This is a genomic window from Pseudomonas sp. PSPC2-3 (assembly GCF_049898265.1).
In the GTDB taxonomy this organism is placed as follows: Bacteria; Pseudomonadota; Gammaproteobacteria; order Pseudomonadales; family Pseudomonadaceae; genus Aquipseudomonas; species Aquipseudomonas veronii.
Map to the genome: position 1 here is coordinate 244,151 of NZ_JAFCXJ010000002.1, position 19,326 is coordinate 263,476.

Consider the following 19,326-nt stretch of genomic DNA (forward strand, 5'->3'; position numbering starts at 1 on the left):
CCTCAATACTTCTGCCGCACGATTTGATAACGACGCCCCAGGTACCAGATCGGCGCGCTGACCATATGCACCAAGCGGGTAAACGGGAACAGCACGAACAGGGTCAAGCCCAGCGCCACATGCGCCTTGTAGATCAGGCTGACCGGCTCGATCGACGCCGCCGCGTCCACTGGCCGCAACAGCACCACGTTCTGCGCCCAGTCGGCGAGCATCACCATGACCGAACCGTCCATATGCCCGGTGGACGCGACGATGGTCAGCAAACCGAGCACCAACTGCGCGAGCAGTACCAGCAGGATCAGGATGTCCGACGGGCTCGACGTGGCCCGTACACGCGGGTCGCCCAGGCGGCGCTTGACCAGCATCAGCAAGCCCACCAGGCACAGCAGGCCGAAGACGCCACCGGAGACCATCGCCAGCAACTGCTTGTGCTCAGTGCTGATCACATGGTGATAGACCGACGCCGGGGTCAGCAGGCCGACAAAGTGCCCGGCCAGCACGAACAGCACGCCAATATGGAAGAAGTTGCTCGCCACGCGCATGCCACGGTTGTTGAGCATCTGGCTGGAGCCAGCCTTCCAGGTGTACTGCGACAGGTCGAACCGCGCCCAACTGCCCAACAGGCAGATCGCCAGGGCGACATAGGGGTACACCCCGAATACCAGCAAATTCCACTTAGACATTACCCACCTCCGTGGCCGGCACTGCGGCCTGCCCTTCTTGCTGAAAATCCACCCAGTGCAACGGCACCGCGCTTTCTTCGCGGGCTTTGCCCGGTGCGCTGGGCATCGAGCTGCAACGGTCTTGTTGTTCGGCCTGCATAAAGTCCACCGCTTCCTCTTCCCAGATCTTGTCCAGGGCTTCGAGGGAGTCGTCACGCGGCTCGGCGGCGACCTGCGCGCGCAGTTCGGCCACGGCCTGGTGCGGCTCGGCACCCGAGATCTGCAGCAACGCACGGAAGCAACTGGCGTAGGCGCTCTCGCGCTCGTCCAGACGTGCGGCGAGCAGCGCCAGCAGGTGCGCCACATCCGCCAGGCCCTCGCGGGCCTCGATGTCTTCGCGGGTCGAGAGGAACTCCAGGTACAGCGGGATATAGTCCGGCAGCTCCTTGACGCCGATGGCAAACCCGGCCTCTTCGTACTGGGCCATCATGTCGACCATGGCCTGGCCACGGTCGCGGGACTCGCCGTGGACGTGTTCGAACAACAGCAACGACAGCGAGCGCCCACGGCCGAACAGCGCGCCGTAGTGTTCCTGGCCGTCCATCAGGTCATTGGCGCAGATCAGCTCGAGCAACTCGAACAACGCGCCGCGCTGCTTGGGGCTGATCTCCCGCGACTCGATGATCGCCTGTTCCAGTTCGTCGCGGCCGCTCACCAGGGTTTCGGTGGGGTAGTCCAGCAGCAACGAAATCACTTTGAGAATACGCATGCTCAGTCCTCCCAGATCTGTACGGTTTTCAACACGTCGCGACGGTTGGCCTTCTTGGCGCCGAACATGTTGGTGTCGGAGCTGCCGCTGCAACCGCTGCCGAAGCTGAAGCCACAGCCGGAGCGTTCGGCGAACGCGTCGCTCATGGCGTCTTCACGGTGCGCGCTCGGCACCACAAAGCGGTCTTCGTAGTTGGCGATCGCCAGGTAGCGGTACATCTCTTCCACCTGTTCCACGCTCAGGCCGACGTCTTCGAGCACTTGCAGGTCCTGCACGCCGTCGACTTGCTGGGAGCGTTTGTAGGCACGCATCGCCAACAGGCGTTTGAGCGCACGCTTGACCGGTTTTTCATCGCCGGCAGTGAGCAGGTTGGCCAGGTAACGCAGCGGAATGCGCAGGCTGTCGACATCCGGGATCACACCGTTCATGCCCACGGTGCCGGCGGCGGCAGCGTTCTGGATCGGCGACAGTGGCGGTACATACCAGACCATCGGCAAGGTGCGGTATTCCGGGTGCAGCGGCAGTGCGAGTTTCCAATCGACGGCCATTTTGTAGACCGGCGAGCGCTGGGCCGAGTCGATCACCGACTGCGGCACGCCATCGGCCAGGGCCTGGCGAATCACCGCCGGGTCATTCGGGTCGAGGAAGATTTCCAGCTGTTTCTCGTACAGGTCTTGCTCGTTGGCGGTGCTCGCCACTTCGCTGATGCGGTCGGCGTCGTAGAGCAGCACACCGAGGTAGCGAATCCGGCCGACGCAGGTTTCAGCACACACGGTGGGCATGCCGGCTTCGATGCGCGGGTAGCAGAAGATGCACTTCTCGGATTTACCGCTCTTCCAGTTGAAGTAGATCTTCTTGTACGGGCAGCCGCTGATGCACATGCGCCAGCCGCGGCACTTTTCCTGGTCGATCAGCACGATGCCGTCTTCTTCACGCTTGTAGATCGCACCGCTCGGGCACGAGGCCGCGCACGCCGGGTTGAGGCAGTGCTCGCACAGGCGCGGCAGGTACATCATGAAGGTGTTTTCGTACTCGCCATAAATGTCGGCCTGGATCTGGTCGAAGTTCTTGTCCTTGCGGCGCTTGGCGAACTCGGTGCCGAGGATTTCTTCCCAGTTCGGGCCCCACTCGATTTTCTGCATGCGCTTGCCGGACACCAGCGAGCGCGGACGCGCGGTCGGTTGGTGCTCGCCCAAAGGCGCGGTGTGCAGGTGCTGGTAGTCGAAGTCGAACGGCTCGTAGTAGTCGTCCAGGCTCGGCAGGTCAGGGTTGGCGAAAATGTTCGCCAACACGCGGAACTTGCCGCCGATGCGCGGGTTGATCGAGCCGTTGGCGTTGCGCACCCAGCCGCCCTTCCACTTGTCCTGGTTTTCCCATTCTTTCGGGTAACCGATGCCGGGCTTGGACTCGACGTTGTTGAACCAGGCGTACTCCATGCCTTCACGGCTGGTCCAGACGTTTTTGCAGGTGATGGAACAGGTGTGGCAGCCGATGCATTTGTCCAGGTTCAGGACCATGCCGATCTGTGAGCGAATCTTCATCTCAGTTCTCCTCGATATCAGTCGGCAATGGGCGCGGCAAGTCATCGCCGGTGGAACCATCGAGCCAGTCGACCTTGGCCATTTTGCGCACCACGACAAACTCGTCGCGGTTGCAACCGACCGTGCCGTAGTAGTTGAAACCGTAGGCTTGCTGGGCATAGCCGCCGATCATGTGGGTCGGTTTGAGCACCACGCGGGTCACCGAGTTGTGGTGGCCGCCGCGGGTCTTGGTGGTTTCCGAACCCGGCACGTTCACGATGCGTTCCTGAGCGTGGTACATCATCACCATGCCTTCCTTGACGCGCTGGCTGACCACCGCACGGGCGGTCAGTGCGCCGTTGACGTTGAAGCACTCGATCCAGTCGTTGTCCTCGATCCCGGCGCGCTTGGCGTCGATCTCCGAGAGCCACACAATCGGCCCGCCGCGGCTCAAGGTGAGCATCAGCAAGTTGTCGCTGTAGGTGCTGTGGATGCCCCACTTCTGGTGCGGAGTGATCCAGTTCAGCACGATCTCGGTTTCGCCATTGCTGCGCTTGCCCTTCACGCCTTCAATGGTCTTGGTGTTGACCGGTGGCCGGTAGCTCATCAACTGCTCGCCGAACGCCTGCATCCACGGGTGATCCTGGTAGAACTGCTGGCGGCCGGTGATGGTGCGCCACGGGATGTTTTCATGGACGTTGGTGTAGCCGGCGTTGTAGCTCACGTGTTCGTCTTCCAGGCCGGACCAGGTCGGGCTGGAGATGATCTTGCGCGGCTGCGCCTGGATATCGCGGAAGCGGATCGCTTCATGGGCCTTGGAAATCGCCAGGTGGCTGTGGTCGATACCGGTGAATTCCGACAGCGCGGCCCAGGCTTTCACCGCGACCTTGCCGTTGGTTTCCGGAGCCAGGGACAGGATCACCTCGGCGGCGTCGATAGCGGTGTCGATTTTCGGCCGGCCATGGCTGATCCCGGCATCGTTTTCGTGATGGTTCAGTTCGCCGAGGAACTCGACTTCTTCATCGGTGTTCCAGTTGATGCCCTTGCCGCCGTTGCCGAGTTTTTCCAGCATCGGGCCCAGCGACGAGAACTGCTTGTAGATGTTCGGGTAGTCGCGTTCCACCACTGCGATGTTCGGCGCGTTTTTGCCGGGTACCGGGGCCACGCGTGCGCTTTTCCAGTCGGTGCCGCCAAACGGTTGGGCCAGTTCGCCGACGCTGTCGTGCATCAGCGGTACGGTGACCAGGTCTTGTTCCACACCCAGGTGACCGACCGACATGGCCGAGAACGCCTTGGCGATGCCTTTGTAGATTTCCCAGTCGGAACGCGATTCCCACGCCGGGTCGATAGCCGCCGACAACGGGTGGATGAATGGGTGCATGTCCGAGGTGTTCATGTCGTCTTTTTCGTACCAGGTGGCGGTCGGCAAGACGATGTCGGAATACACGCAGGTGGAGGACATGCGAAAGTCCAGCGTGGTCACCAGATCGAGCTTGCCGATGGCGCCGTCCTCGACCCATTCGGCCTCGGTGGGCTTGCATTCGGTGCTGTGGCCGATGTCTTCGTTCATCACGCCGTTCTTGGTGCCCAACAGGTACTTGAGCATGTACTCATGGCCCTTGCCCGACGAACCGAGCAGGTTGGAGCGCCAGATGAACATGTTGCGCGGGAAGTTCACCGGGCTGTCCGGCTGTTCGCAGGCAAAACGCAGGCTGCCGTCCTGCCAGGATTTGACCACGTAGTCTTTCGGCGTCATGCCGGCTGCGGCCGCCTCGCGGCAGATGTGCAGCGGGTTGGTGTTGAGCTGCGGCGCGCTGGGCAACCAGCCGGCGCGTTCGGCGCGGATGTTGTAGTCCAGGGCGTGTTCGGGGAACTGCGACTTGTCGGCCAGAGGCGAGAGCACATCGTGCATGCTCATTTTCTCGTGGCGCCATTGCGAGCTGTGGCCGTAGAAGAAGCTGGTGCCGTTCATCTGGCGCGGTGGGCGGTTCCAGTCCAGGCCGAAGGCCAGGGGCAGCCAGCCGCACTGCGGGCGCAGTTTTTCCTGGCCGACGTAGTGGGCCCAGCCGCCGCCGGTCTGGCCGACGCAACCGCAGAGCATGAGCATGTTGATCAGCCCGCGGTAGTTCATGTCCATGTGGTACCAGTGATTCATCGCCGCGCCGACAATGATCATTGAGCGACCCTTGGTCTTGTCGGCGTTGTCGGCGAACTCACGGGCGATCTGGATGGCTTTCTCGCGGCTGACGCCGGTGATCGCTTCCTGCCACGCCGGGGTGCCCGGCACGCTGGCATCGTCGTAGTCCTTGGCCACGTTGTGGCCGCCCAGGCCACGGTCGATGGCCAGGTTGGCCGCCGACAGGTCGAACACGGTCGCCACCTTGGCCACGCTGCCGTCGGCCAGGGTCACGTTGTGGACCGGCACGCGGCGGTACTGCACCGCCTCGCCAGCGACGTGCTGGAAATGCTCCTGGACTTCGCCGGCGAAGTACGGGAACGCCACTTCGGCGACGTCGTCACCGATCAGGCTGAGTTTCAGGTCGATCGCGCGGCCTTCACCGCCCTCTTTGGCGAGGATGTTCCACTTGCCCTTCTCGCCCCAGCGATAGCCGATGGAGCCTTGCGGCGAGACCAGTTCACCGCTCTCGTCGAGGGCGATGGTTTTCCATTCCGGGTTGTTGTCCTGGCCGAGGTTGCCGGTGAGGTCCGAGGCGCGCAGGAAGCGGTCCGGCTGGAAGCCTGCGCCGGGAGCGAAACCGGTCATCGGCTTGAGCATCACCAGCACCGGCAAGTCGGTGAAGCGCTTGGCGTAGTCGGTGAAGTAGGCGCTCGGCTTGTCCAGGTGAAATTCTTTGAAGATCACATGGTTGAAAGCCTGGGCCAACGCGGCGTCGGTGCCCTGCTTGGGGTTGAGCCACAGGTCGGTGAGCTTGGCCACTTCCGAATAGTCGGGGGTGATCGCCACGGTCTTGGTGCCCTTGTAGCGCACCTCGGTGAAGAAGTGCGCGTCCGGGGTACGGGTCTGCGGGACGTTGGAACCCCAGGCGATGATGTAGTTGGAGTTGTACCAGTCGGCCGATTCCGGCACGTCGGTCTGCTCGCCCCACACCATCGGCGAGGCCGGTGGCAGGTCGCAGTACCAGTCGTAGAAGCTCAGGCACACGCCGCCGATCAGCGACAGGTAACGCGAACCCGCCGCGTAGCTGACCATCGACATGGCCGGGATCGGCGAGAAGCCGACGATGCGGTCCGGGCCGTATTGTTTGATGGTGTAGACGTTGGAGGCGGCGATGATTTCATTCACCTCCTCCCAGTTCGAGCGAATGAAACCGCCCATGCCGCGCTTGCTTTTATAGGAGTCGGCCTTGGCCTTGTCCTCGACAATGCTCGCCCAGGCTTCCACCGGCGCCAGGGTCTGGCGCGCTTCACGCCACAGCTTGAGCAGCGGCTTGCGGATCTTCGGGTACTTGAGCCGGTTGGCGCTGTAGATGTACCAGCTGTAGCTCGCACCGCGCGGGCAGCCACGGGGTTCGTGGTTGGGCAGGTCGTTGCGGGTGCGCGGGTAGTCGGTCTGCTGGGTTTCCCAGGTGATCAGGCCGTTCTTCACGTAGATCTTCCACGAGCAGGAGCCGGTGCAGTTCACGCCATGGGTGGAACGCACGATCTTGTCGTACTGCCAGCGCGAACGGTAGACGTTTTCCCAGTCGCGGGACTCTTTACGGGTCTCGCCGTGGCCGTCGGAAAATTCGTTTTGTTTGCGGTTGAAGAACCGCAGTTGATCCAACAAATGACTCATGGTGCTTTCCTCATCAGGCGTGCTGCGGGGTGCGTTGCCCCGCGAATTCAGGTCGGACTAGCAGGGGGTGGCGCAACCTTTGCGGGCATACCACCACCAGGTCACGACAATGCAGCTCAGGTAGAAACCGACAAACATGTAGAAGGCCATCGCCGGGCTACCGGTGGCGGCCATGGAGGTGCCGAAGGACTTGGGAATGAAGAACGCACCGAAGGCGCCCATGGCCGAACTGAACCCCAGTACGGCAGCGGATTCCTTGCCGGCATTCTTGATGGCCTGCTCGCGCTCGGCGGCGGATTTACCGGCGCTGGCTTTCTCGTGCTGGGTGCGGAAGATCACCGGGATCATGCGGAAGGTGGAGCCGTTGCCCACGCCTGTGGTGATGAACAGCAACATGAACAGGCCGAGGAAGCCGTAGAAGTTGCCGCCCTGGCCGTTCTGCGGCAGGAAGTGCAGCACGCCGAATACCATCACGATCATCAGCACGAAGTTCCACAGGGTCACTCGCGCGCCGCCCAGTTTGTCCGCCAGCCAGCCGCCCAGTGGGCGTACCAGGGCGCCAACCAGCGGGCCGAGGAAGGCAAACTTCAACGCTACTACGTCCGGAAACGAGGTTTTGATCAGCAGCGGGAACGCCGCCGAAAAGCCGATGAACGAACCGAAGGTCGCCAGGTACAACCAGCACATCAGCCAGTTGTGCTTGCGTTTGAAGATCACCGCCTGCTCGCTGAACGAAGCGCGGGCGCTGGACAGGTCATTCATGCCGAACCAGGCCGCCACGGTGACGGTGAGGATGAACGGCACCCAGATGAACCCGGCGTTCTGCAGCCACAGCTGGCTACCGTCGGGCAGGGTTTGCGCTTGCCCGCCGACCATGCCGAACACCCCGAAGGTGATCACCAGCGGCACGCAGAACTGCATCACCGACACGCCCAGGTTACCGAGGCCGGCGTTCAGGCCCAGGGCCGTGCCTTGCTGCGACTTAGGGTAGAAGAAGCTGATGTTGGACATGCTGGAGGCGAAGTTGCCGCCGCCGAAGCCGCACAACAACGAGATCAGCACGAACACGCTGTAAGGGGTGTTGGGGTCTTGTACCGCGAAGCCCATCCACAGCGCCGGCAGCAACAGCGACGCGGTGCTCAGGGCAGTCCAGCGGCGCCCGCCGAAGATCGGCACCATGAACGAATAGAACACCCGTAAGGTCGCGCCGGACAGGCCGGGCAACGCCGCCAGCCAGAACAGCTGGTCGGTGGTGAAGCTGAAGCCGATGGCGTTGAGGCGCACGATCACCGTGCTCCACACCATCCACACGGCGAAAGCCAGCAGCAGCGCGGGAATCGAGATCCACAGGTTGCGGGTAGCGGTTTTTTTGCCGCTGGCCCCCCAGAACGCGGGGTCCTCGGGGCGCCAGTCGTGAATCACCGGGCCCGAATCGGGCTTTTGCGCGATGGACATGTTCATTCTCCTTGGAGACGTTGGGCGGTGTTGCCCAGCAGCGGTTGTTTGCGGATTTCGCTGAGGTACATCCAGGTCAGGGACACCCAGACCACGCCGTACATCAACATGAAGCAGGACGAGCGCACGCCGGTGAGGTCCACCAGGGCGCCAAACAGAATCGGCAGCACAAAGCCCCCCAGGCCACCGGCCAGGCCGACGATGCCGGACACCGCGCCCATGTTCTGTGGGTAGTCATTGGCGATGTACTTGAACACCGAGGCTTTGCCGAACGCGAAGGCGATGCCCATCACGAACAGCAGCACGGTGAACAGGGTGGGGTTGAGGCCGATGTGCAAATCCAGGGGACCGTTGACGGTCTGCACCTGCAATTGAGTCTGCGGGTAGCTGAGCAGGAACAGGCAGACCCAGCTCACCCACAACACCCACCAGGTCACGCTCTGGGCGCCCCAGCGGTCGGACATCCAACCGCCGACTGCGCGCAGCACACCGCCGGGCAGGGAGAAACAGGCGGCCAGCAGCGCCGCGCTTTGCAGGCTGAAACCGTATTCCTGCACGTAGTACTTGGTCATCCACAATGCCAGGCCGACGTAGCCGCCGAAGACAATCGAGTAGTACTGGCAGTAGCGCCACACGGCCGGGTCTTTCAGGCACCGCAGTTGCTCGCGCAAGGTGGCGCCGCCGGCACTGCGGTGGGCCTTGTTCTCGCTGGTGAGGAACCAGAACAACAGCGCGGTGATGAACAGGATCGCGCCGAACACCTTGGGCACCAGGTGCCAGGTGCCGAGGGCGATCAGCGCCGGGGCGAGGAACTTGGTGACCGCAGCCCCGGCGTTACCGGCGCCGAACACGCCCATGGCGAAGCCCTGGTTGTCCTTGTCGAACCACTTGGCGACGTAGGCGATGCCCACCGAGAACGAACCGCCGGCCAGGCCGACAAACAGGCCCAGCACCAGGAACTGCCAATAGGCGGTGGCGTAGGTGATCAGGTACAGCGGCAGCACGCAGGCGAGCATCAACAGGAAGAACACGATGCGCCCGCCGAAGCGGTCAGTCAGCAAGCCCAGTGGCAGGCGCACCAGGGAACCGGTCAAGACCGGCGTGGCGGCCAGCAGGCCGAACTGGGTTTCGTTGAGTTGCAGCAGCTCTTTGATGGGCACGCCCAACACGGCGAACATCATCCACACCATAAAGCAGACGGTGAAGGCCAGCGTGCTCATGCCCAGCACCAAGCCTTGTCTTATACGGGGTTGAGTCACGGTATGCGCTCCAAAAGGTGATTTCATGAGCGCAGGTTAGGGGCGACACCCCCTTGGAACTTGACGCAGATCAACGTCGGCCAGGGGGGTATAAGGCTATGCTGATCCCATATACCTCTAAGGAGGTAGTCCCTATAACAAGAGAAAGTCTTTATTTATCAATGGATTGATCTCTTGTGCCGGCGTTTTCCCGTGGGAGGGTTTGCCGGCAACTCTTTAGAGGTAGTGCGCCAGGGATCGCCGTTTTCCAGCTCGTTTTTCCTTTTCAGGTGCCGCCATGCAGGCTTTCTCCCCCCTCCGACTACGCCGTGATGTTTAACTGGCTACGCAGCTCCCTGCCCGCACGCGCCGGCTTGGCTGTGATCCTGATCGCTATCCTGGCCCTTGCCAGTTCCTTGAGTGCGGGGCTGATCGCCTGGTTCAGCCAGGGCGACGCCGCCGCAATCAACACCGCCGGCTCCGTGCGTATGGAGACCTACCACCTCAGCTGGCGGCTCGCCGCCGCCGCGCCGGCCGAAGAGATCGACACCATCACCCAGAGCCTGCAAAGGCGACTCGACAGCGACTCGCTCAAAGCGGTGCTGGAAGACGGCCCGAACAGCGCCCTGCTGCAGAGCTACCAACAGATCCAGCAACGCTGGAACGACGAGCTGCGCCCGGCCCTGACGCGCGGTGATACGGCGCAATTCCAGGCCAGCGCGCCGACATTCGTCGAGCAAATGAATCAATTCGTCAGCCTGTTGCAGCAACAGAGCGAACGCAAACAAAGCTGGCAGCAAGGCATCCAGGGCCTGGCGCTGTTCAGCACGTTGATCATCCTGTTGATCGGCCTGTATGAATTGCAGTACGGCGTGGTCAACCCTTTGCAGGAACTGGTACAGGCCACCCGGCGCTTTCGCGACGGCGACTTCAAGACCCGGGTCAACCACCGCTCCGACGATGAGCTGGGGCAACTGGCCCTGAGCTTCAACACCATGGCCGAGACCATCGAGGCGTCCCACCGCACCCTGGAAAGCCAGGTGCGCCTCAAGACCCTCAACCTGCAACAAGCCAACGCCGCCCTCGAGCTGCTGTACCAGAGCAGCAGCAGCCTGGCCACGCGCCTGGCCAATGCCGAGGGCCTGGACGAATTGATCCGGCGCTTCCAGAAACGCCTGCCGGGGTTGCGCCTGTCGTTGTGCCTGCAAGGCCACTTCCTCGCACCGGCCCAGCAGATGCTCGCCTTGCACGGCGGCGACAGCCGTAACATCTGCGCCATCGGCGATTGCGCGAGCTGCCATAAACACAAAGTGGCGCCGCCGCAGATATTCAGCATCAGCAACCAGGGCTCGGAACTGGGCGAACTCAAGGCCCACTTCGACGATGGCCACCCTCCGCAAGACTGGGAAAAGCAATTGATCCAGGCCCTGGCCAACCTGATCGGCACTTCGCTGTCGCTCAAACGCCAGCGCGAACAGGACCATCGTTTGCTGCTGCTCGACGAGCGCACCATCATCGCCCGGGAACTGCACGACTCCCTGGCGCAGGCGCTGTCGTACATGAAGCTGCAAGTCAGCCGCATGCAAACCCTGATCCGCCGGGGCGAACCCGTGGAAACCCTGGCCACCGTCACCGCCGAACTGCGCGACGGCCTGAACAACGCCTACCGCCAACTGCGCGAGCTGCTGACCACCTTCCGCCTGCAAATCCACGATGCCGGGTTGGTACAGGAGCTATCGGAAACCGCCGAAGAGTTCTCCCGGCGCGGCGAATTCCAGGTCCACCTGCACGTCGACGCCCTCGCCTTCCAATTGTCGGCCAGCGAACAGATCCACTTGCTGCAGATCACCCGCGAGGCCTTGTCCAACTGCCTGCGCCACGCCCATGCGCAAAACGCCTGGCTGCAACTGCGCCAGGAGGGCGAGACCGTGAGCCTGAGCATCGAGGACGACGGCCGTGGCTTTTGCGGCGCCGTCGACCAACGCGAACACCACGGCCTGACCATCATGGACGAACGCGCGCGCAGCCTGCACGGCCAACTCGACATCAGCCCCCGCGAGCCCCAGGGCACACGGGTGCATTTACGTTTTCAACCGGAATTTCTCGGGCAACCTCTACAAGGTAACCTCCCATGAGCACACTCCCCCGCCACCGCATTTTGCTGGTCGACGATCACCCGATGATGCGCCATGGCATGCGTCAGATACTCGAACTCGAAGACGATCTGCAGGTGGTCGGCGAAGCCGGCAATGGCCAGGAAGCCCTGGACCAGATCGAAACCCTGCAACCGGACCTGGTGCTGCTGGACAACAACATGCCGCAGATGAACGGCCTGGAAACCCTGCGCCGCCTGCGCGCCATGAACTATGCGGGCAAGGTGCTGCTGTTTACCGTGTCCGATGCCGAGGATGACATTCGCGATGCACTGCGCCTGGATGCCAACGGGTATCTGCTCAAAGACATGGAGCCGGAGTTGGTGGTGGAGTTCATCCGTGATGCGTTGCATGGAGCGCTGGTGATCAGCCCCGGGTTGACGCGGGTGCTGGCCCAGGCACTGCGCTCGCCGCAACCCCATGCGGCAGTGGACTTGACGGAGCGGGAACGGCAGGTGCTGCGCACGATTGCCAGTGGCTACAGCAATAAGGTGATCGGGCATAAGTTGGGGATTACCGAAGGGACGGTGAAGGTGCATGTGAAGAATCTGCTGCATAAGTTGGGGTTGCGGTCACGGGTGGAGGCGGCGGTTTGGGCGATGGAGCACTTGCGGCAGGCGGGTTGATGGTTTTTCGGGGGGGTGGGTACATATCCGTTTCTTCGGTAGCGGCGGCTGGTGGCTCCGCTCTTGCCCCAACACTCGGCACCTCACTAATGCTCGGGCAAGGGCAAGAACAGATCAAAAGCAGAGCAAGGTCTATCTGACCCATGGAGATCCAAATGTGGGAGGGGGCTTGCCCCCGATAGCAGTGTGTCAGCCACTACATGCATAAGTGATCCACCGCCATCGGGGGCAAGCCCCCTCCCACATTTTTGACCGAGTCCAGCTTCCAGGATCAGGTTGGCTATAAGGCCGCGCCTAAGAGCAAGAGCAAGAGCAAGAGCAAGAGCAAGAGCAAATACAGAATGAGGTCTATCTGACCCATAGAGATCCAAATGTGGGAGGGGGCTTGCCCCCGATAGCAGTGTGTCAGCCACTACATGCATGACTGCTCCACCGCCATCGGGGCAAGCCCCCTCCCACATTTTTGACCGCGTTCGGCTTGCAGGATCAGGTTGGCTATAAGGCCGCACCTAAGAGCAAGAGCAAATACAGAATGAGGTCTATCTGACCCATGGAGATCCAAATGTGGGAGGGGGCTTGCCCCCGATGGCAGTGTGTCAGCCACTACATGCATAAGTGATCCACCGCCATCGGGGGCAAGCTCCCTCCCACATTAAGGCCACATCTTTAACCCAAGCTGACCGAACATGGGAAGAGGTACCCCCTTCGAGGCATATCCCCAAACCCCGGGCCGCCCTACCCTGATGAACCGCGGAGGCCCTTATGCTCACCCATCCCCACATCGTTCTAACCCTGCGCAGGCATCACCTGTTCAGCCGGCTGCCTGAAAAAACCTTCCAGGATGTCTGCACCCTGGCCAGTCTCAAGCGTTTGCCCAATCACACCCCGCTCATGCACCAGGGCGATCCCGCCGATCGGTTCTTCCTGCTGGTCAGCGGCCAGATCAAGCTGCACCGGGTCACTGGCGAAGGTCAGGAGCATCTGGTGGAAGTCATCCGCCCCGGCCAGACGTTTGCCGAAGCGCTGCTGTTCACCCAAGCCAAGGCGTACCCGGTGAGTGGCACCGCGCTCAAGGACAGCGTGCTGGTGAGTATCGAAGGCCAACACTATCGCCGCGCCCTGGAAGACCAACCGGCCATTTGCCTGGCGATTCTGGCGAGCATGAGTATTCACCTGCATCAGCGCCTCCAGGACATCGACACCCTGACCCTGGCCAATGCCAGTCGCCGGGTGATCAATTTCCTGTTCCAGGAGCGCGACGACGTCAGCGGTGAGGTGGTGTTGCAGGTGCCCAAGCGCCTGGTGGCGTCGAAGCTGGGGATTCAGCCGGAGACGTTTTCGAGGATTCTGCATCGGCTGGTGGAAGGCGGGTTGATCGAAGTGCGCCAACGCACCATTCGAATCCTGAACGCAGAACAGTTGATGGGGTATCAAGCCGGTTGATACCCCCTCGCGGTCAATGCCCGCTGTGCATCATCGGCATCGGTTGCTGCAACAGCGCCAGGTCGATCTGCTCGAAACGCAACAGCCGGCCACCGGTGTCCGCCGCGACTTTCTGCGCTTTGGCCTCATCGGCAAACGAAGCCAGGACCACGCCCATGGCGCCCTTGAGCCCGGTGCCGATCACGTAGTACGCAGTGCGGGCGTCGATCAGGTGCTTGTCGTCCGGGGCATTCCATTGGCTGCGGCCCATGTCGTGTACGTACAGCTTCGCGTCGTCGTGCCGGTTTTCCGGTTGCAGCCACCAGCCGAGCATTTCGGCGGTAGAACAGAATTTCTTCACCCCGCCCCGCTCCACCACTTGGCCCTTGGGCCCGGGGAATTCGTTGATCACCATACCGCACACGTGGCACTCGTCGTTGGGATGAAACGCCACCGGCGCGTCACTGAAGCTCGACTCCGGCGCCTTGTCGCACGCGCTCATCAACAAGCCGACCAACAAGGCCGCCACTACCCGTGTATTGAAACCCATTTCACTCACTCCAGCAGTCATAAAAAATCCTCACGCCGCGCGGCGGCGGAACAGCCCGTAGGCCAGCGCCAGCGGCACGGCCACCCATGCCAGCAGGCACGCCCACAGGGCCAGCGGCGGCACGTCCAGGTCCGAACCCAGGGCCATGACCCCGACGGACTGGGTGCCCGTACCGAAACCCGAGAGGTTGATCAACCGATACACGTCGGTGGGGTTGAGCAGCAGCAACCAGGGCAGCCCCTGCGGGTTGAACTGGCCTTTGCTGAGCACCAGCAAGGCCAGCAGCGCCAGGTCGAAGACCAGCACGAAGAAGAACCACACGCCGAGCGCCAGCCCGGCGGCGGTGGATTTTTCCGCGCACAGGCTGCTCAGACCATAAGCCAGCCCGAGAAAGCACCAGCCAAGCAGGGCCGAGGTCAGCATGAACCGGCCAAAGGCCCAGAGCAGCATGGCGAAGTCCACGTCGTCGACCAGCAACGCAATGGCGAGCATCGCGCAGCCGAAGCCGAGGACCGTGGCCAGCGCGAGGATCAGCCCATGGCCGACGAACTTGCCGAGCAAGATCTGCCCGCGCCCCAACGGATAGGTGAGCAACAGCAACAAGGTGCCGCTCTCGTCTTCGCCGACGATCGCGTCGTAGGCCAGCAACAGCGCGATCAGCGGCATCAGGAACGTCGCCAGGCTGGCCAGGCTGGCGATGGTCGCCGGGATCGAGGTGAAGCCCAGTTGCCCGGCGGCGGCGGCGCCCAGCCAGGCGATGCCGATGGCCAGCACCGCGAACAACAGGCTGATCGCCAACAGCCAACGGTTGCGCAAGCCGTCGCAGAACTCTTTGCGGGCCATGTTCCAGATCGGGTTCATAAGGCCGCCTCCTGTGCCGTGACCATCGCGCTGTCCATGTAATGCCGGTAGATGTCTTCAAGCGACGGCGGCAGGATTTCCACGTCGCTGGGGCTGTCCTCGGCCAGCAGTTGGCGCAGCAGTTGCACCTTGCTGCCGTTGTGCGCCGCCACTTGCAGCCCTTCGACGCCCCAGCGCCGGGTGACATGGCCGGCGGCGCTCCAGCGTTGTTGCAGCGATTCGACGCGCTGCAAGCCGCAGGTGCGGATCAGCGTCGGCAAGCCGGCCTCGGCGCGCAACTGCGCCAGGCTGCCCAAGGCCAGCAGGCGGCCCTGGGTCAGGATCGCCGCACGGTTGATGTGCGCCTCGACGCCCGGCAGCACGTGGGAGCACAGGATGGTGCTGGTGCCGGCCGCACGCAGGCGGTCGAGCAGGCGATACAAGTCCTGGGTGGCGAACGGGTCGAGGCCCACGGTGGGTTCGTCGAGCAGCAACAGGCGCGGCTCGCCGAGCAAGGCCTGGGCCAACCCGAGGCGCTGGCGCATGCCCTTGGAATAGGTCTTGACCCGCCGCCCTGCCGCCGCGGTCAGGCCGACGTCGTCCAGCAGGCTGTCGACCTGATGCATCGGCGCGCCCTTGAGCCGGGCGAAGTGACGCAGGGTTTCGACGCCGCTCAACTGTGCATAGAACGTGACGTTTTCCGGCAGGTAACCGAGCCAGCGGCGCACGTGGGGATCACTCGGCGCACGGCCGAACACCCGCACCTCGCCGGCGCTGGCGCGCAGCAGGCCGAGCACCAGCTTCATCGCCGTGGTCTTGCCCGCGCCGTTGTGCCCGAACAACCCCAGGACTTCGCCGGGGGCCAGGCTCAGGTTCAGGTCGTGCAGCACCGTGGCACGCCCATAGCGCTGGCTGACGCCTTCGATCTCGACGACATTCATCATGCAGGTTCCTTCTGAGTGGGGGCTTGCATCAGGGGGTGGCTGTCCATCACACCCGGCGACTTCATCACCGGAAACGCACGTTGCACCCAGCGCAGCAACTCGATGCCGGGGCTGTTCATCAACAGCCGCACCTGGGGGTACAACCACAGCAGGCGGTCGACGTTGTCGTTCGGCTCATACGCCACATCGCCGAGGCCATCGCCGTTGCGGTCCCAGCCGAGGTAGTCGCTCCAGTAGTTGCCCCGGCCGTCCGCCGACCATTCCTGCAAGCGGCTGGCGACGTATTTGACCTGGCGCTGGTTGTCGATGAAGGCGTTGCCGGCGATGCGGTTGTCTTCGGAGCCGGCGGTCAGGTGAATGCCCACCGCGCTGCGCGCGAAGCGGTTGTTTTCGATGCGGTTGAACAGCGAGTTGTAGATGAACAGTGCCTTGCCTTCGCCGCCGGCGATCATGGTGTCGCCGGTGGAGCCGTCGCGCACATCGGTGACGACGTTGTCCTGCAAGGTCGAATAGGTGATGTAGTTCATCAGGATGCCGTAGTTCTGGTCCTGCTCGGAGCGATTGCCGATCACCGTCAGCTTGCGGCTTTGCATCAACGCATAGCCGGTACGGGTGCGGCGGGTGGTGTTGCCCAGGACCTGGTTGTCGTTGGCAAACATGTAGTGGATGCCGTAGCGCAGGTCTTCCAGGGTGTTGCCTTGCAGCAGGTTGCCGTTGGAGGTGTCGATGTAGATGCCGTCGCGGGTGTCGCGCACGTGGTTATCGATGACGCGGGCACCATGTACCGCGTACAGGTGAATGCCGTTGCCACGGTCCTGCGAACGTACCGAGGTGTCACCCTGGATGCGGTTGCCGATCACGCTCACGTCCTGGGTACCATCGACCCAGATGCCAAAGCCCTGGCCTTGCAGGCGGTTGCCCAGCACTTGCGCGCCACGCGCCTGGGGCTGGATGAACACAGCGGCGTTCATGGCTGTGAGGTCGTCGCCCCAATCGAGGAACGTGCAGCCTTGGACGCTGACATCCGGCGCGCTGATCAGCAGGCCGTTGCCCTGCCCTTCGGCCTGGAAGATGGCGCCGGGGGCGCAGGTCAATTGCAGCGGTTGGTCGATGCGGAACGAGCCCCGGTACTCGCCGGCAGGCAAGCGCCAACGGTTGGGGCCGTCGGCTTGCAGGGGTAAATCGGTGATGGGGCGAACGGCGGCGACCGCTCCCGCCGAAGCCACTATCAGCATCACCAGGATGACGAGTAATCGAGTCACGATGATGTCCTCTTAAAGGAAATGCGGCTAAAAGTGGGAGGGACGGTGCGACGATTCGACTTGCTCCCGATGAGGGTGTGTCAGTTGATGCATCTGTGACTGATTCACCGCCATCGGGAGCAAGTCGAATCGTCGCACCGTCCCTCCCACATTTGCCTTGTGTCGTTTCTCAAACAGCGTGTCAGGCGGGCTCGACCTTCATCCGCCCGACCATTTCCATGTGCAGGGCATGGCAGAACCAGCTGCAGTAGTACCAATGCAGCCCGGGTTTGTCGGCAATGAACGTGATCGACGAGGTCTGCTGCGGGCTGATCTCCATGCTCGCGCCGTGGTTGACCATGACAAAGCCGTGGGTCACGTCTTCGATCATGTCGATATTGGTGATGGTCACGGTGACTTCATTACCCTGTTTGACGGTGAACTCCGAAAGCCCGTAGGCCGGGGCCATGGAGGTCATGTACACGCGCACTTTGTTGCCGTCGCGGATCACCTTGCTGTCGGTTTCCAGGTTGATCCCGTCCTTCTTGGCGATGGCCACCGTTTCGGCGAAGAATGGATCGTTGCGCTCCCAGATTTTCTTGGTCTTGATCTGGTCGCGACGCGCCATCACACAGTCATGGGGCTCGGCGAAAGCCGGGCCGTCGTGGACCAGTTTCATTTCATCGCCGGAGATGTCGATCAACTGGTCGTTTTCCGGGTGCAGCGGGCCGGTGGGCAGGAAGCGGTCCTTGGAGAACTTGCTCAAGACCACCAGCCACTGGCCGTCGGCGTCGCGGGTTTCGGTCAGCGACGCATGGTTGTGACCGGGCTGGTACTGCACATCGAGCTTCTGCTTGATGTAGTTGACCTTCTCGCCGCCATAGGCACGGATGGCCTCGGCGATGTTCCACTTGACCACCTGGCTGTCGATGAACAGCGTGGTGTAGGCAAAGCCGCGTCCGTCGTAGGTGGTGTGCAGCGGGCCCAGGCCCAGCTCCGGTTCACCGACCACCACACCGCGCGGGTCGCTGATCTTGCCGCTGAACAGGTCGTCGAGTTTTTCGATGGCGATGATGGTGCAGGTCGGAGACAGCTTGCCGTTGGCGATGAAGTACTTGCCATCCGGCGAGGTGTTGCAGCCGTGGGGGTTTTTCGGCACCGGAATGTAGCGGGTGAACTCGCTGTCCTTGCCGTCCTCGGATTTGCGTCCGTCCACCACCGGCACCTTGACGCCGTCCACATTGATGAACTTGCCGGCCTTGATCGCCGCTTCGATGCGCGGGATGTTGAACACCACCACCCAGTCGCGCTCATTGCGCATCATGCCGGCCAGGTCGGTGGCCTTTTCCGAGTTGTAGCAGGTGGCCGCTGCGTACTTGCCGGTGTAGTCCATGTCGGCGTTGTCGAGGTTGCCGTCGACGATCACCTGGAAGGCCATCTCCATTTTTTCCGCATCGATGGCGTTGAACATGGTGAAGCTGTTGCGATCCTGCAGGTCGAAGTTTCGGCCGTCATTGGGGTGCGGGATGATGAATTCGGCGTTGCAGAACACGTACTTGGTGTAGGGCACCTTTTGCAGGCGCAGGCCGTGGATGGCCTGGACGTTCGGTACGGTGAGGATTTTGTCGCACTTCATGATGTCCAGGCGGATGCGCGCCACCCGGCTGTTGGCCTTGTCATTGATAAACAGGTACTTGCCGTCGTAGTGGCCGTCGGTGGTGGACAAGTGCGGGTGATGGCAATCGCCGTTGGAGTACTTGGCGCCCTCGCCGAGGATGCGCTTGCTCTCGTTGGTCAGGCCCCAACCGGTGGCCGAATCGACGTTGAACACCGGGATACGCATCAGCTCGCGCATCGACGGGACGCCCATCACCCGCACTTCGCCCTGGTGACCGCCACTCCAGAAGCCGTAGTAATCGTCGAGCTGGCCGGGTTCCACATGGATTTTCGATTTGGCGTCCTTGGCCGCCGCCGCGAAGGATTCACGGGTAAACACCGCGCCGCCGAGGGCCGACGCACCCGCCAGTACGGCGCCGGTCACCGCACCGGTGCCGAGGAAACTGCGCCGGGTCAGGCCGTCATGTTTATCGTCTGTATCGTTCATGGGTTG

The 19,326-nt window shown here is 62.5% G+C and carries 14 protein-coding genes; 3 read left to right on the forward strand and 11 right to left on the reverse strand.

Annotation, left to right across the window (positions count from 1 at the left end; all coding sequences use genetic code 11):
• Positions 1 to 2: 2 nt before the first annotated feature.
• From narI to ACP7E3_RS05040, 6 genes are read right to left on the reverse strand one after another with little or no spacing between them, the layout of a single operon-like run.
• Positions 3 to 683, reverse strand: coding sequence for a respiratory nitrate reductase subunit gamma (gene narI, locus ACP7E3_RS05015; RefSeq protein WP_017849321.1), 681 nt, complete (start codon positions 681 to 683; stop codon positions 3 to 5).
• On the reverse strand, positions 676 to 1,431 hold the full coding sequence (gene narJ / locus ACP7E3_RS05020) for a nitrate reductase molybdenum cofactor assembly chaperone (RefSeq protein ID WP_046383085.1): 756 nt from the start codon (positions 1,429 to 1,431) through the stop codon (positions 676 to 678). The genes narI and narJ overlap by 8 nt, the downstream gene beginning before the upstream one ends.
• Positions 1,432 to 1,433: 2 nt before the next feature.
• Entirely contained in the window at positions 1,434 to 2,972 is a 1,539-nt protein-coding gene (narH, locus tag ACP7E3_RS05025; RefSeq protein WP_017849323.1) for a nitrate reductase subunit beta, read from the reverse strand.
• Between the two features lies 1 nt (position 2,973).
• Positions 2,974 to 6,747, reverse strand: coding sequence for a nitrate reductase subunit alpha (locus ACP7E3_RS05030; protein WP_057006086.1), 3,774 nt, complete (start codon positions 6,745 to 6,747; stop codon positions 2,974 to 2,976).
• Between the two features lie 57 nt (positions 6,748 to 6,804).
• Positions 6,805 to 8,202: a NarK family nitrate/nitrite MFS transporter gene (locus tag ACP7E3_RS05035; RefSeq protein WP_169866070.1), complete on the reverse strand. Its 1,398-nt coding sequence runs from the start codon at positions 8,200 to 8,202 to the stop codon at positions 6,805 to 6,807.
• A 2-nt stretch (positions 8,203 to 8,204) separates the two neighbouring features.
• Positions 8,205 to 9,461, reverse strand: a complete 1,257-nt coding sequence (locus tag ACP7E3_RS05040; protein ID WP_032804979.1) for an MFS transporter — start codon at positions 9,459 to 9,461, stop codon at positions 8,205 to 8,207.
• Positions 9,462 to 9,772: 311 nt separating this feature from the next.
• Between ACP7E3_RS05040 and ACP7E3_RS05045 the strand changes: the two genes are divergently transcribed.
• From ACP7E3_RS05045 to ACP7E3_RS05055, 3 genes are all read left to right on the forward strand, one after another.
• Entirely contained in the window at positions 9,773 to 11,575 is a 1,803-nt protein-coding gene (locus ACP7E3_RS05045; RefSeq protein WP_128192647.1) for a HAMP domain-containing protein, read from the forward strand.
• Positions 11,572 to 12,219 (forward strand): two-component system response regulator NarL, encoded by a 648-nt coding sequence (gene narL / locus ACP7E3_RS05050; RefSeq protein ID WP_017849328.1) that lies wholly within the window; start codon positions 11,572 to 11,574, stop codon positions 12,217 to 12,219. The genes ACP7E3_RS05045 and narL overlap by 4 nt, the downstream gene beginning before the upstream one ends.
• A gap of 762 nt (positions 12,220 to 12,981) precedes the next feature.
• The gene (locus tag ACP7E3_RS05055) at positions 12,982 to 13,662 is read left to right on the forward strand and encodes a Crp/Fnr family transcriptional regulator (RefSeq protein ID WP_017849329.1); all 681 of its coding nucleotides are present in this window, start codon (positions 12,982 to 12,984) and stop codon (positions 13,660 to 13,662) included.
• 13 nt (positions 13,663 to 13,675) lie between these two features.
• On the opposite strand, the gene ACP7E3_RS05060 is transcribed toward ACP7E3_RS05055, so the two are convergent.
• The 5 genes from ACP7E3_RS05060 to nosZ all read right to left on the reverse strand — a co-directional run bounded on the left by ACP7E3_RS05060 (position 13,676) and on the right by nosZ (position 19,320).
• The gene (locus ACP7E3_RS05060) at positions 13,676 to 14,191 is read right to left on the reverse strand and encodes a nitrous oxide reductase accessory protein NosL (protein ID WP_426122462.1); all 516 of its coding nucleotides are present in this window, start codon (positions 14,189 to 14,191) and stop codon (positions 13,676 to 13,678) included.
• Between the two features lie 30 nt (positions 14,192 to 14,221).
• Positions 14,222 to 15,052 carry an ABC transporter permease gene (locus ACP7E3_RS05065; RefSeq protein WP_046383080.1) on the reverse strand — a complete coding sequence of 277 codons (831 nt, stop codon included), beginning with the start codon at positions 15,050 to 15,052 and terminating at the stop codon, positions 14,222 to 14,224.
• On the reverse strand, positions 15,049 to 15,972 hold the full coding sequence (locus ACP7E3_RS05070; protein ID WP_017849332.1) for an ABC transporter ATP-binding protein: 924 nt from the start codon (positions 15,970 to 15,972) through the stop codon (positions 15,049 to 15,051). The genes ACP7E3_RS05065 and ACP7E3_RS05070 overlap by 4 nt, the downstream gene beginning before the upstream one ends.
• Positions 15,972 to 17,210, reverse strand: coding sequence for a nitrous oxide reductase family maturation protein NosD (locus ACP7E3_RS05075; protein WP_057006108.1), 1,239 nt, complete (start codon positions 17,208 to 17,210; stop codon positions 15,972 to 15,974). Before ACP7E3_RS05075 ends, ACP7E3_RS05070 begins: the two co-directional genes overlap by 1 nt.
• Before the next feature lie 208 nt (positions 17,211 to 17,418).
• Positions 17,419 to 19,320, reverse strand: a complete 1,902-nt coding sequence (gene nosZ / locus ACP7E3_RS05080) for a TAT-dependent nitrous-oxide reductase (RefSeq protein ID WP_046383078.1) — start codon at positions 19,318 to 19,320, stop codon at positions 17,419 to 17,421.
• Between the last annotated feature and the right edge of the window lie 6 nt (positions 19,321 to 19,326).